General features: G+C 60.8%; 10 protein-coding genes. 4 read left to right on the top strand and 6 right to left on the bottom strand.

Going from position 1 to position 14,373, the window contains the following annotated elements; all coding sequences use genetic code 11:
• Positions 1-208: 208 nt before the first annotated feature.
• Both hrpA and AC07OG_RS15790 read left to right on the top strand, forming a co-directional pair.
• Entirely contained in the window at positions 209-4,120 is a 3,912-nt protein-coding gene (gene hrpA / locus AC07OG_RS15795) for an ATP-dependent RNA helicase HrpA (protein ID WP_060541301.1), read from the top strand.
• A 439-nt stretch (positions 4,121-4,559) separates the two neighbouring features.
• Positions 4,560-5,681: a beta-ketoacyl-ACP synthase III gene (locus tag AC07OG_RS15790; protein ID WP_495067432.1), complete on the top strand. Its 1,122-nt coding sequence runs from the start codon at positions 4,560-4,562 to the stop codon at positions 5,679-5,681.
• A gap of 156 nt (positions 5,682-5,837) precedes the next feature.
• On the opposite strand, the gene AC07OG_RS15785 is transcribed toward AC07OG_RS15790, so the two are convergent.
• Entirely contained in the window at positions 5,838-7,169 is a 1,332-nt protein-coding gene (locus tag AC07OG_RS15785) for a putative porin (RefSeq protein ID WP_060541303.1), read from the bottom strand.
• Between the two features lie 278 nt (positions 7,170-7,447).
• On the opposite strand from AC07OG_RS15785, the gene AC07OG_RS15780 reads away from it, so the two are divergent.
• Positions 7,448-8,572 (top strand): GNAT family N-acetyltransferase, encoded by a 1,125-nt coding sequence (locus AC07OG_RS15780; protein ID WP_495067431.1) that lies wholly within the window; start codon positions 7,448-7,450, stop codon positions 8,570-8,572.
• Positions 8,573-8,590: 18 nt separating this feature from the next.
• On the opposite strand, the gene aqpZ is transcribed toward AC07OG_RS15780, so the two are convergent.
• The 5 genes from aqpZ to AC07OG_RS15755 form a co-directional block, all read right to left on the bottom strand.
• Positions 8,591-9,289, bottom strand: coding sequence for an aquaporin Z (aqpZ, locus tag AC07OG_RS15775; RefSeq protein WP_218425829.1), 699 nt, complete (start codon positions 9,287-9,289; stop codon positions 8,591-8,593).
• Positions 9,290-9,573: 284 nt separating this feature from the next.
• A complete protein-coding gene (locus AC07OG_RS15770; RefSeq protein WP_495067430.1) occupies positions 9,574-11,406 on the bottom strand; it encodes an ABC transporter ATP-binding protein in 1,833 nt (610 codons plus the stop codon).
• Positions 11,407-11,500: 94 nt separating this feature from the next.
• The gene (locus tag AC07OG_RS15765; protein ID WP_060541307.1) at positions 11,501-12,058 is read right to left on the bottom strand and encodes a peptidylprolyl isomerase; all 558 of its coding nucleotides are present in this window, start codon (positions 12,056-12,058) and stop codon (positions 11,501-11,503) included.
• A gap of 3 nt (positions 12,059-12,061) precedes the next feature.
• Entirely contained in the window at positions 12,062-12,865 is an 804-nt protein-coding gene (locus AC07OG_RS15760; protein WP_495067429.1) for an alpha/beta fold hydrolase, read from the bottom strand.
• A 14-nt stretch (positions 12,866-12,879) separates the two neighbouring features.
• Complete coding sequence (locus tag AC07OG_RS15755; RefSeq protein WP_060541309.1) at positions 12,880-13,803, bottom strand: PA3225 family LysR-type transcriptional regulator; 924 nt, start codon at positions 13,801-13,803, stop codon at positions 12,880-12,882.
• Positions 13,804-13,852: 49 nt separating this feature from the next.
• On the opposite strand from AC07OG_RS15755, the gene AC07OG_RS15750 reads away from it, so the two are divergent.
• A complete protein-coding gene (locus tag AC07OG_RS15750) occupies positions 13,853-14,167 on the top strand; it encodes a 3-phosphoglycerate kinase (protein WP_218425827.1) in 315 nt (104 codons plus the stop codon).
• The last annotated feature ends 206 nt before the right edge of the window (positions 14,168-14,373 follow it).

Here is a 14,373-nt window from a genome sequence, read left to right as displayed (position 1 = left end):
ACAGTCGATGTGCTTCTGAAGTCTTGGCAATAATGGATTCAACAAAGCACTCGCAGGTCGATGCACGTCTAAAGCAACCCACAATCGGCCCCCTCTCCCTCCGGGAGAGGGCTGGGGTGAGGGTAGCAATCCCCCTGACACGCCACAAATCCCCCAAATCTGCGACAATCCGCAACCTGCGCCACTAGACGACTGAATTGCGTACCCGATGACCGACGAATCGCCCTCCATCGACAAACTGCTGAAAAACCTCGATCACGCCATGCTCGCCGACCGCCACCGGCTGCGGCGGCAACTGCTTGAGCTGCGCAAGAAACCCGACGACGCCAAGCTGGCCCAGTGGGTTTCGCGCATGCAAGCCTCCTGTGATCAGGTGCTGGCGCGCAAGGCCAGCCTGCCGGTGATTCGTTACGACGACAGCCTGCCAATCGCCGCCAAGCGCGACGAAATCAAGAAGGCACTGGAAAAGCATCAGGTGTTGATCATTGCCGGTGAAACCGGGTCGGGCAAAACCACCCAGTTGCCGAAGATCTGCCTGGAAATCGGCCGCGGCCAGCATGGCCTGATCGGCCACACCCAGCCGCGCCGAATTGCCGCGCGCAGCGTCGCCAGCCGGGTTGCCGAGGAACTGGGCACGCCATTGGGCGCGCTGGTTGGCTATCAGGTGCGCTTTGAGGATCAGAGCGACTCCAACACGCTGATCAAACTGATGACCGACGGCATCCTGCTGGCGGAAACCCAGAACGACCGCTACCTCGAGCGCTACGACACGATCATCGTCGACGAAGCCCACGAACGCAGCCTCAACATCGACTTCCTGCTCGGTTACCTGAAAACCCTGCTGCCGCGCCGTCCGGATCTGAAAGTCATCATCACCTCGGCGACCATCGACCTGGAGCGCTTCTCCAAGCACTTCGACGATGCGCCGATTGTCGAAGTCTCCGGGCGTACCTTCCCGGTGGACACCTGGTATCGCCCGCTGACCCTGGAGCAGGACGAAGAGGGCAACCGTGTCGAGGACGACCTGACCGTGGATCAGGCGATCCTTGCCACCCTCGACGAAATCGCCGCTTTCGAGCGCAGCGAACGCCGCAGTCCCGGTGACGTGCTGGTGTTTTTGCCCGGCGAGCGGGAGATTCGCGACGCTGCCGACATGCTGCGCAAGGCCCAGCTCAAGCACACCGAAATCCTGCCGCTGTACGCGCGTTTGTCGCCGGCCGAACAGCAGCGGATTTTCCAGTCGCACCCGGGCCGTCGAGTGGTGTTGGCAACCAACGTCGCGGAAACCTCGTTGACCGTGCCGGGTATCCGTTACGTGATCGACAGCGGCACCGCGCGCATCAGCCGCTACAGCTACCGCGCCAAGGTCCAGCGCCTGCCCATCGAAGCGATTTCCCAGGCCAGCGCCAACCAGCGCAAGGGCCGTTGCGGGCGGGTCGAGCCGGGGATCTGCGTGCGCCTGTACAGCGAAGAGGATTTTCTCGGTCGCCCGGAATTCACCGATCCGGAGATCCTGCGCACCAACCTCGCGGCGGTTATTTTGCAGATGCTGCATCTGCGCCTCGGTGAAATCACCGCGTTTCCGTTCATCGAGCCGCCGGATGGCAAGGCCATCAGTGACGGTTTCAACCTCCTGCAAGAACTCTCGGCGGTGGACCGCAACAGCCAGCTGACCCCGCTCGGACGGCAACTGGCGCGGCTGCCGGTAGACCCGCGCATGGGCCGCATGCTGCTTGAAGCGGCGAAACTCGGCAGCCTGCAGGAAGTCCTGATCGTCGCCAGCGCCATGTCGATCCAGGACCCGCGCGAGCGTCCGCCGGAGCGTCAACAAGCGGCCGACCAGGCCCACGCTCAATGGAAAGACGCCGACTCGGACTTCGCCGGGCTGGTCAATCTATGGCGCGGTTTCGAGGAACAGCGCCAGGCGTTGACCGCCAACCCGCTGCGCAACTGGTGCCGCAAGAACTTCCTCAATTATCTGCGCCTGCGCGAATGGCGTGATTCCCATCGCCAGTTGAGCCTGATCTGTCGTGACATGCAGCTGAGCCTCAACAAGGAACCGGCGGACTACCCGAAACTGCACAAGGCCGTGCTGGTGGGGCTACTCAGCCAGATCGGCCAGAAAACCGAAGACGGCGATTACCTCGGTGCCCGTCAACGACGCTTCTGGATTCACCCGTCGTCAGGAATCGGCAAGAAGCGCCCGCAATGGCTGATGACCGCTGAACTGGTGGAAACCACCAAGCTCTACGCGCGCATGGTGGCCAAGATCGATGCCGACTGGATCGAGCCGCTGGCCGGGCACCTGATCAAGAAAAACCACTTCGAACCCCATTGGGAGAAGAAGCGCGGGCAGGTGGTGGCGTTCGAGCAGATCACCTTGTTCGGGCTGATCGTTGTCGGTCGCCGGCCGGTGCATTACGGCCCGGTCGACCCGGTGGTGTCGCGCGAACTGTTCATCCGCGAAGCCCTGGTACGTGGCGAAATTCAGTCCAAGGCCAAATGCCTGACGGCCAATAAACAGTTGCTGGAGCAACTCGACGAACTGGAAGCCAAGGCCCGCCGTCGCGACATTCTCGCCGACGAAGAAACCCTGTTTGCCTTCTACGACGCACGGCTGCCGGCAGAGATCCACCAGACCGCGACCTTTGACGCCTGGTACCGGATCAACAGCCAGAAAGACCCGCAGTTGCTGATCATGCGCGAGGAAGACGTGCTGGCCCGCGAAGCCAGTGAAGTCACCGCCCTGCATTACCCGGACACCCTGCACATCGGTGATCTGGAATTGGCCCTGAGCTACCACTTCGAACCCAATCATCCGCGCGACGGCGTGACTCTGCGGGTACCGGCGCCGCTGCTGCCGATGCTGCCGCCGGAGCGTCTGGAATGGCTGGTGCCGGGGGTGATCGAGGCCAAGTGCATCGCCCTGGTGCGCAACTTGCCCAAGGCCTTGCGCAAGAATTTCGTGCCGGTGCCGGACTTCGTCAAGGCAGCCTTGCAACGCATGACCTTCGCCGAGGGTTCGCTGCCCCAGGCGCTGGGACGCGAGTTGCTGCGCATGACCGGGGCACGGGTCAGCGACGAAGCCTGGGCAGAAGCTGAGCAGCAGGTGGAAAACCATCTGCGGATGAACCTGGAAATTGTCGACGCCCAGGGCAAGTTCCTCGGCGAAGGCCGCGACCTGGCCGAACTCACTGCGCGCTTCGCCGAAGCCAGCCAAGCCGCCTTGGCCGTGCCGCAAACCGCGAAAAGCCAACAGCCGGTCGAGCCGAAAGTGTTTGCCGCCGTGGCGGAAAAAACCCAACAGAAGATTGCCGGGCTGTCGATGACGGTGTATCCGGCACTGGTGGAAGAGGCCGGCACGGTCAAGGAAGGACGCTTCTCGACGCCGGCCGAGGCCGAATTCCAGCATCGCCGCGCCTTGCAGCGCTTGTTGCTGCAGCAGTTGGCTGAACCGGCGAAGTTCCTGCGTAGCAAGTTACCGGGCCTGACTGACCTGGGTCTGCTGTACCGCGACATGGGGCGTGTCGATGCGCTGGTGGAAGACATTCTGCTGGCCAGCCTCGACAGCTGTATTCTCGACGGTGAAGATCCGCTGCCTCGTGACGGTGCCGGACTGGCGTCATTGGCCGAGCGCAAGCGCGGGGCCTGGACCGAGCACGCCGAGCGGCTGGCGAAACTGACCCTGGAAATCCTCAAGCTCTGGCACGGTCTGCAAAAGCGCTTCAAGGGCAAGATCGACCTGGCGCAAGCTGTGGCCCTGAACGACATCAAGCAGCAATTGAGTCATCTGGTGTATCCGGGTTTTGTCCGGGAAACGCCGATGCAGTGGCTCAAGGAGTTGCCGCGTTATCTGAAAGCAGTCGAGCAGCGTTTCGAAAAAATCGGTGCTCAGGTCCAGCGGGACCGGGTCTGGAGCGGTGAGTTGTCCGGTCTCTGGAGCCAATACCAGGCCCGCGCCAGCAAGCACGCCCAGGAAGGCAAGCGCGACCCGCAGCTGGAGCTGTATCGCTGGTGGCTGGAGGAATACCGGGTTTCACTGTTCGCCCAGCAACTGGGGACCAAGGTGCCGATTTCCGACAAGCGTCTGAACAAGCAGTGGGCACAAGTCGAGCCTTAACCCTTGTGGAGTGGGGCCTGTGGCGAGGGGTTTGTCCGACCGCCGCACCGCCCCGCCGGGTGGCGAAGCCGGCCCAAAACCTGTGACGTCGGTGTATCGGTTTCATCGAGTGCGCAGGTTTACGGCTGCTTCGCAGCCGAACGGGGCGGTGCGGCGGTCGGACAAGCCCCCTCGCCACACAAGCCCCTTCACCCTATATCGGCCTTCACCAAATAAGTCCACACAAGTAGGTGTTTGCTCGCGCAAAAGGGGCGAAAACCTGACGTTTATGGCAAACTTCGCGCCTATAAATACCGGCCCCGCGGTTTAGAGCCTTCGCGGCTGCGGGCAGGTCGGATAAAGCGATGCCAGGTTTGCGTCCCCTGGATGGGAATAGACCCCTTGTGTGTTGGTACGTCGGTGCCAATGCTTTCTGCCTGAACAGATTAGAGACACGACCATGCATAACGTCGTCATCAGCGGCACCGGCCTCTACACCCCGGCCAATAGCATCTCCAACGAAGAGCTGGTGCAGTCTTTCAATACTTACGTCGCCCAGTTCAATGCCGACAACGCCGACGCCATCGCGCGTGGCGAAGTCGAGGCCTTGACCGAGTCCAGTGCGGCATTCATCGAAAAAGCTTCCGGCATCAAGAGCCGCTTTGTCATGGACAAGGAAGGCATTCTCGATCCGCAACGCATGGCCCCACGCCTGCCCGAGCGTTCGAACGATGAGTGGTCGGTGCTCTGCCAGATGGCCATCGGCGCTGCCGAACAAGCCTTGCAACGCGCCGGCAAGACTGCCGCGGATATCGACGGCGTCATCGTCGCCTGCTCCAACCTGCAGCGGGCCTACCCGGCCATTGCCATCGAAGTGCAGGAAGCGCTGGGCATCCAGGGTTTCGGTTTCGACATGAACGTGGCGTGCTCCTCGGCGACTTTCGGCATCCAGACCGCCGCCAACAGCGTGCAACTGGGCCAGGCCCGGGCGATCCTGATGGTCAACCCGGAGGTCTGCACCGGCCACCTGAATTTCCGCGATCGCGACAGCCACTTCATCTTCGGCGATGCCGCGACGGCGGTAATCATCGAGCGCGCCGACCTGGCCACGTCCAAGTACCAGTTCGACATCGTCAGCACCAAGCTGCTGACCAAGTTCTCGAACAACATCCGCAACAACTTCGGTTTCCTCAACCGAGCTGCGGAAGAGGGCATTGGTGCCAAGGACAAACTGTTCGTTCAGGAAGGCCGCAAGGTATTCCGCGATGTCTGCCCTATGGTCGCCGAACTGATCGCTACCCATCTGGAAGAGAACCAGTTGAACGTCAGCGACGTGCAGCGCTTCTGGCTGCACCAGGCCAACCTCAGCATGAACCACCTGATCGTGAAGAAACTGCTCGGTCGCGACGCCACTGAACAGGAAGCGCCGGTGATTCTCGACACCTACGCCAACACCAGTTCCGCAGGTTCGGTGATTGCGTTCCACAAAAACCAGGACGACCTGGCCGCCGGCTCGCTGGCCGTGCTGAGTTCGTTTGGCGCGGGTTATTCGATTGGCAGCGTGTTGTTGCGTAAACGCTGAGTTGTTGTAGGAGCTTGCTCGCTCCTACAGGAGAGGTTTGTCCCAAATAGAAACAGCCCGGCGTTGACCTATCGGAGGATGATGGGGACCGATAGACCAACGTCAGGCTGTGGGTGCGACCCGGGCTTCCTTGACCGGGTCATGTAGCGGGGTGAATCAGAACTTCGCTTCGGCATCCAGTTGCAAGGTATTGATGTCCGAATCTTTCTGGTTGCTGCTGGCGTTGGTGTAGTCGGAGTTAGCCAGGAAGTACGTGGCGCCCAGGGTGAAGTTTTTGTCCAGCTCGTAGCTCGCTTTCAGCTTGTGGCCGCGCGAACCGGTGTAACCATTGGCAAAGTCGGAGTCGGTGAAGGCACCGACCACCGCGTTACGCTGTACATCGCGGTAGTTGTAGTCGAGTGCGAAGCCATAGACCTTGGTCTTGACGCCGGCCAGCCAGGCAGTGTCCTGGTCGTTGCTGGCGTCGTTGTTGTTGACGATCTGACCGTATAGCGAGAGCGGCATTGGCAGGCCGCCGATGTCCAGCTGGCCAAAGCCTTCGTACAGTTTGAACTGTTCGCCCGGGCTGTTGCCGTTGACGGCCAGTGCGCACGGCGAAGTTGCGGTGCCGCTGGTAGGGCAGGCGCTGCTGTCATCGTTATCGTAGGCGTAGAGACTGCCGCCCAGGGTCATTTTCAGGTCGTCGGTAAGCGCGAAACGCCCACCCAACTGGCCGGCGTACAGACGCAGGTCGTGCTTGAACTGCACACCTTCACCGTCGACGTTATCCTTGAGGGTGTAGTGACCGGCGCTGCCGAACAACTCGGTGCTGCCGCTCAGCGGGTACTTGTAGGTCACGGCCAGACCTTCCGGGTTGATGTCGCTATCCCAGATGATGTCGCCCATGCTCACCCATTGTTGTGGCATCTTGCCGCCCACCAGGTGCAGGTTCTTGATCGCGTCCGGGTGGTAGTCGATGTAACCCAGATCCAGCCAGATCGACTTCTTGTCGAAGTAGTTGTTCAAGTCCTGGTTGGTGGAGCGAGCATCGTCGCTGCTGCCGGTGGCGATACGGATACCGGTGTCGACTTGCGAGTTGATTTCAGTGAAGGCCCCCAGACGGGCGCGAATGCGCTGGCGATCCTGGTCTTTGTTGTTAGACACGCCGTCGTTGTGCACGTTTTCCTGGCGGAAGCGAACATCACCCTTGAACTGGGTCTTGGCCGCCCAGGCCAGCTTCTGGTCGAAGGTGCTCAGTTCATTGGTTTTCTTCGTGGTGGCCGCGATTTGCTCGTTGGTCTCTTGCTGAGCCTGGCGGGCAATCTGCTGGTCCTTCTGATCCCTGGCCAGCTCCGCTTGCAACTCGCTGTACTGCGCGTTGGTGATCGAACCGTTAGCCTTGAGCATGTCGAGCAGTTTGGCGTCGACTGCGGCGCTGGCCGGAATACTCATGGCCAGCAACAGGCTGCCACACACGGCCGCCGCAGTTTTCGTGAAAACAAGACGCATATCAATCTCCGAAGATGAGAAAGGATGACTGGGCCATCCAGGACACAACCGACCAACAAGGGACGGAAAACAGTGGCCGGGTATAACCCGGCGCTCTAAAAACAGGCGCCAGTATCGCGATCGATTATTACAGTGCGGTGGCAATGTGATGGCAAGTCGATGACGATACAAAGACGCTTGAACCCTTGAGCTAGAGCGCTGCAATGCCTTTGCACGTGTGCAATGGATGGCGATGAGCGATACTCGCGGGGCTGCCAAGTCATGAAGAGAGGACGGTGATGCCGTTGCAATGCCTGCAAAGTCTTTCCGAAATCGCCCCGGCAACGTGGGACGCCCTGGTGCCGGAAAATCAGCCATTTCTGCGTCATGCCTTTCTGAGCGCATTGGAAGACAGCGGTAGTCTTGGCCCACATTCCGGCTGGCGGGCAGAGCATTTGCTGCACGTCGAAGGCGATCGCCTGGTTGCCGCGCTGCCCAGTTACCGCAAATGGCATTCCTACGGTGAGTACGTGTTCGATCACGCCTGGGCCGATGCCTGCGAGCGTGCCGGCATCGAGTACTACCCCAAGCTGCTGACCGCAGTCCCGTTCAGTCCGGTCAGCGGGCCGCGCTTAATGGCCGCCACGCTCGAAGACGGTTTCGAATTATTGAACAGCTTGCCGGGTTATCTGGAGATCGAAGGACTCTCCAGCGCGCACATCAACTTTACCGACCCGTTTACCGACGCTGCATTGAGCGAACAACCGGGCTGGCTGCAGCGCGTTGGCTGCCAGTACCACTGGCAGAATCGCGGCTATCGGGACTTCCAGGATTTCCTCGATGCATTGAGTTCGCGCAAGCGCAAACAGATGCGCAAGGAGCGTGAGCAGGTGGCGGGGCAGGGCATCGAGTTCGAATGGCTGGAGGGGCGGGAGCTGGACCAGGCGCAGTGGGACTTCGTCTATGCCTGCTACGCCAATACTTACGCGGTGCGTCGGCAAATGCCGTATCTGACGCGGGAGTTTTTCAGCCTGCTGGCCGAGCGCATGCCGCAGGCGATTCGTGTGGTGCTGGCCAGACAAGGCTCACGCCCGGTGGCGATGGCGTTCAGTCTGGTGGGGGGCGACAGCTTCTTCGGACGCTATTGGGGCTGCCTGGCGGAATTTGATCGCCTGCACTTCGAGACCTGTTTCTACCAGGGCATGGACTACGCGATTGCCAACGGTTTCCAGCGTTTTGATGCCGGGGCTCAAGGTGAGCACAAACTGATTCGCGGGTTCGAGCCGGTCATTACCCATTCATGGCACTACCTGCGTCATCCGGGTTTGAAGGCTGCCGTGAAGGATTTTTTGCAGCAGGAGCGAGTCGGGGTACTGGCCTACGCCGAGGAAGCGAAGACCGCCTTGCCTTACCGGCAAGGCTGATCTTCGCAGTACCCGCGGTCAGCTGTCTTCCTTGCCCAGCCAGCGATAGAGCACGCCGCCGACTGCCGCGCCAATCAGGGGGGCGACCCAGAACATCCACAATTGCTGGATGGCCCAGCCGCCGACGATCAGCGCCGGGCCGGTACTGCGAGCAGGGTTGACCGAGGTGTTGGTGACCGGGATCGAGATCAGGTGGATCAGGGTCAATGCCAGGCCAATGGCAATCGGCGCAAGCCCCGCTGGCGCACGTTTATCGGTGGCGCCGAGGATGATCAGGATGAACATGGCGGTCATCACCAGCTCACAGACAAATCCCGCCACCATCGAGTAGCCGCCAGGCGAGTGTTCGCCGTAGCCGTTCGACGCCAGCCCCGAGGCCAGTTCGAAACCGGGCTTGCCGCTGGCAATGAAATACAACAGGGCGGCTGCAACCACACCGCCAATCACCTGGGCGATGATATAGGCTGGCAGTTCGCTGGCCGGAAACCGTCCGCCGACCACCAGTCCCAGGGACACCGCCGGATTGAGGTGGCAACCGGAGATGTGGCCGATGGCAAAGGCCATGGTCAGCACCGTCAGGCCAAACGCGAATGAAACCCCCAGCAGACCGATGCCGACATCCGGGAAAGCGGCGGCCAGTACCGCACTGCCGCAACCACCCAACACCAGCCAGAAGGTACCTACCAACTCTGTAGCGGAACGTTTGAGCAAAGACATGAGCGAGTGTCCTTTCGAGATTTTGCTGCCTTGTGCATCCAGCAGATGGACTGCAGAACCATCTCCAGAACCTTGGGTGAGTACAGCACGATTTTTACAAAGTTCCAGTGGGCAGGAAAAACCGTCGATGCCCGTGGTTGATGGGCATGGTGGCTTGTTGTCAGGACAGGTAGTGCGAGCGGGCTTGCTCGCGAAGGCGGTGTGCCAGTCAATACAGATGTTGACGGACACACCGCCTTCGCGAGCAAGCCCGCTCCCACAGGGGACCCGTGTGAGCCAAGGATTTAGTCGATGCCGACAAACCCGCCCGTCTGGTGCTGCCACAAGCGCGCGTACAAGCCGCCATGGGCCAGCAGCTCGGCATGGCTGCCGGTCTCGGCGATCTTGCCGTTTTCCAGCACCACCAGCCGGTCCATCCGTGCAATGGTCGAGAGCCGGTGGGCGATGGCGATCACGGTCTTGCCCTGCATCAGGGTTTCAAGGCTCTCCTGGATTGCCGCTTCCACTTCCGAATCCAGCGCCGACGTGGCTTCATCCATGATCAGGATTGGCGCGTCCTTGAGCAGCACCCGGGCAATGGCGATGCGCTGGCGCTGGCCCCCGGAGAGTTTCACTCCGCGCTCACCGACGTGGGCATCGAAACCGTGGCGACCTTCGGCGTCCGACAACGAAGGAATGAACCCGTCGGCGCGGGCCTTGTGCACTGCTTCCCAGAGTTCGGCGTCAGAGGCATCGGGCTTGCCGTACAGCAGGTTGTCGCGGATCGAGCGGTGCAGCAGCGAGGTGTCCTGGGTGATCATGCCGATGCGTTCGCGCAGGCTTTCCTGGCTGACGTCGGCGATATTCTGGCCATCGATGAGGATGCGTCCGGCTTTCACGTCATACAGGCGCAGCAGCAGGTTGACCAAGGTCGATTTGCCCGCGCCGGACGGTCCGATCAGGCCGATTTTTTCGCCGGGCTTGATGGTCAGGTTGAGTCCGCCAATGATTCCGCTCTGCTTGCCGTAATGGAAATCGACATTCTCGAAGCGCACTTCGCCCCGGGCCACGGCCAGGGGTTTGGCCTGGTCGCGGTCGGTCACGCTCACCGGTTGCGAGATGCTCTGCAGGCCGTCCTGGACCATCCCGATGTTTTCGAAGATCCCCGTGACCACCCACATGATCCAGCCGGACATGTTGACGATACGAATCACCAGGCCGGTGGCCAGGGCAATCGCGCCCACGGTGATCAGCGACTGCGTCCACAACCACAGGGCCAGGCCGGTGGTGCTGACGATCAGCAAGCCGTTCATGCTGGTGATGACCACATCCATGCTGGTGACCACGCGGCCGGCCAGTTGGGCCTTTTCGGTTTGTTCCTTGATCGCTTCGCGGGCGTACTGTTGCTCGAAATTGGTGTGGGCGAACAGCTTCAGGGTGGTGATGTTGGTGTAGCCATCGACAATGCGCCCCATGAGCTTGGAGCGTGCGTCAGACGACACGACCGAGCGTTCCTTGACCCGTGGCACGAAGTAATACAGGGCACCGATGAACGCGACGATCCAGGTCAGTAGCGGGATCATCAGGCGCCAGTCGGCTTCGGCGAACAGGACCAGTGAACTGATGGCGTAGATCAGCACGTGCCACAAGGCGTCCACTGCCTGTACGGCGGAGTCACGCAACGAGTTGCCGGTTTGCATGATGCGCTGGGCGATGCGGCCGGCGAAATCGTTCTGGAAAAAATTCAGGCTCTGTTTGAGCACATAGCTGTGGTTCTGCCAGCGAATCATGCTGGTCATGCTGGGGCTGAGGGTCTGGTGCACCAACAGGTCATGCAGGCCGACGAACACCGGGCGCAGGACCAGCGCAACCACCGCCATCCAGGCCAGTTCGATGCCGTGTTCCTTGAAGAAGTCGACGTTCGGTGTGCCTTGGGCCAGGTCGATGATGCGGCTCAGGTAGCTGAACAGTGCCACCTCGATCAACGCACCCACCAGGCCGACAAGCAAGAGGGCGGCAAAGCTCGGCCAGACCTGCTTGAGGTAGTAGGTGTAGAAAGGAAAAACCCGGTCCGGCGGAGTCGCCGTCGGCGCGTCACGGAAGATATCGATCAGTTTTTCAAAGCGGCGATAAAGCATCGGTTTTTCGCCCGCGTACGGGCTCTCCTTTTTAACGGTTTGAGCGTTGCCGGCAGTGCCGGCAACGGCTCGGACATCCTTGTCCTGCCTGGTTTCAGTCGATTCGCTTGGCGGACTTGATGAACACCGGGTCAGCCGGGACATCTTTCATGCCGGCACGCACGGTGGTTGGTGAGTTGACGATGATGTCCACCACGTCCATACCTTTGACCACCTTGCCGAATACGGCATAGCCGTCACCCTGGTCGAGGAAGTCGTTGTCCTTGACGTTGATGAAGAACTGGCTGGTGGCCGAATCCGGTACCGAGGTGCGGGCCATGGACAAGGTGCCACGAACGTTGACCAGGCCGTTGTTGTGCTCGTTCTTGATCGGTGCCTTGGTTTCCTTTTGCTGCATTGCCTGGGTGAAGCCACCACCCTGGACCATGAAGCCCGGGATCACCCGGTGGAAAACCGTGTTGTTGTAGAAGCCGCTGTCGACGTACTCGAGAAAGTTCTTGGTACTGATCGGTGCCTTGACCGGGTCCAGTTCGATTTCGATCTGGCCGTTGGTGGTTTCCAGCAGAACGTGCGGCGCCTTTGCCGGTGTTGCGGCCATCAGGTTGGCGGCAAACAGAACGGAGCCAGCGGCGAGGGCAATTTTTTTCAGCATGGGTCAATGATCCTGAGTGGTGGTGTCGACTGCGGTGAGAAACTCTAGCAGTGTCTGGTTGAATTCTTCGGGCTGGTCCAGTGGCGTTGCGTGTCGCGAATCGGCGATCACCGCCAGCCGCGCATCGGGCAGCAGTTTTACATAGTTTTCCTTCAGCGCCACCGGGGTGTAGTCATGGTCGGCAGTGACGATCAGGGTTGGACAGGTAACTTTGGAAAGTCGTTCCTGGACGCCCCAGCCAACGATGGCGTCGAAGCTGGCGAGATAGGCATGCCGGTCGTTTTTTGCCCAGCGTTCGGCCATCTTCTGGCGTAGCGCGGCTTGCTCGGGTTTCGGGAATAATTTGCCGCCCAGAGCCTTGCCGATGGTGCCCAGGCTGAGTATGCGCATCAGGCTCCAGCGCTTGAACCACTGCCAGTAATCGTCGCGGCTGCGCAGTTTGACCTCGGGCGCGCTGTTGACGATGCACAGGCTCTTGAGCAATTGCGGCTGCTCCACTCCCAGTTGAAAGCCGATCATGCCACCCATGGACAAGCCCACGTAATGGGCCGGGGCGAGATGGAGGTGCTCCATAAGCGCGACCAGATCAGCACTGAAACCGGCGATGCTGTAGCGCTCGCGGGGTTTGTCGGAGCGACCGTGGCCGCGAATATCCGGGACGATCACCCGGTAGCGGGTCGACAGAGCGGGGATCTGCTTTTCCCAGTCCAGTGTGCTGGAACCGAGCCCATGGACCAACAGCAGCGGCGTGCCGTGGCCGTATTCTTCATAGTGCAGGTTGCAACCTTCGTGTTCGAAATAGGCCATGCATACACTCCGTGTCAGGCTTGTTCAGGGGCGGCGAACGGTGCGTCCAGCGGCGCGGTGTCGAAGGTCCGCAGCAGTTCGATGAGAATCTGCGTGGCCGGGCCGAGGGGTTTTTCCTTGTTTGAATACAGGTAAAAGTTCGGGTTGCGACTGCCGCCCTGATCCAACGGTAGCAGCTTGAGTGTACCTTCCCTCAGTTCCCGCTCGATCATGTGCCTAGGCAACCAGGCGAAACCCAGGCCGCTGCTGACAAAGGTCGCGGCGGTGGCGAGGCTGCCGACCGTCCAGCGTTGTTCGGCACCGAGCCAGCCGACGTCCCGTGGCTGCTGGCGGCCGGAGTCACGAATCACCACCTGCATGTGGCTTTCCAGGTCCTGGAAGTTCAGCCCGCGGTTCAGGCGATGCAGCGAGTGTTCAGGATGGGCCACGGCGACGAACTCGACATCGCTCAACTCCGCGCCCAGGTAGCCGGGAATACTGAAACCGGTGATGGCCAGGTCCGCTACGCCTTCGAGCAGCACTTCCTCCACACCCGACAACACCTCTTCGCGCAGGCGCACGCGGCAGCCACGGCTTTGCGGCATGAACGCGGTCAGGGCGCGCACGAGGCGGGCGCTCGGATAGGCGGCATCGACCACCAGGCGCACCTCGGCTTCCCAGCCCTGCTCCATGTGATGGGCAAGGTCTTCGAGCTGGCTGGCTTGCTTGACCAGTTGCCGGGATCTTCGCAGCAGCACGCCACCGGCCTCGGTGAGCACTGCCTTGCGTCCATCGATGCGCAACAGCGGCACCCCGAGCTGGTCCTGCATGCGCGCCACGGTGTAGCTGACCGATGATTGCGAGCGGTGCAGCGCTTCGGCGGCCTGGGCGAAACCGCCATGGTCGACCACCGCCTGAAGCGTTCGCCATTGATCAAGGGTCACGCGGGGCGCTTTCATGTTGAGCTCCTCTTGTCCTAAGCTGGCAGCCCCTATTGGAGCCTGCTGAATGAAAAAATTCTGTTGTGTGGTGCTGGCGATGCTGCCGCTGACTGCGTTTGCTTACCCGATCGATGTGCAGAAAGACCTCAACGGCATGAAGATCGACTACGTCACCTACGACACGGACAACGACATGGGCTCCATTCAAGTGGCCAACTACGGCGAAGTCGATGCAAGCTGCAAGGCGGTGTTCATCAATGGCCCGGAAGCGCCGCGCACCCGCAAGATCGACGTGCCAGCAGGCAAGCACAAAAACGCCACCGCCAAGTTCACCCGCAATATCATCAAGCTGCGTATCAACCTGACCTGCACCCCCAAGTGACCCCCCCTTGCAGGAGCGAGCAGGCTCGCGATGGTCGTCAACGAAAACGCGGGAAGTCTGGTCCCCCACGGTGTTCTTGAGTCCATCGCGAGCATGCTCGCTCCTACAGTCGACCGCATTCCCCTGTAGGAGCGAGCAGGCTCGCGATGGTCGTCAACGAAAACGCGGGAAGTCTGGTCCCCCACGGTGTTCTTGAGTCCATCGCG

The sequence above is a fragment of the Pseudomonas sp. GW821-FHT09H03 genome, assembly GCF_059415945.1.
Note: the sequence above shows the minus strand (reverse complement) of the source record. Positions and strands in the feature narration are given on the sequence as shown.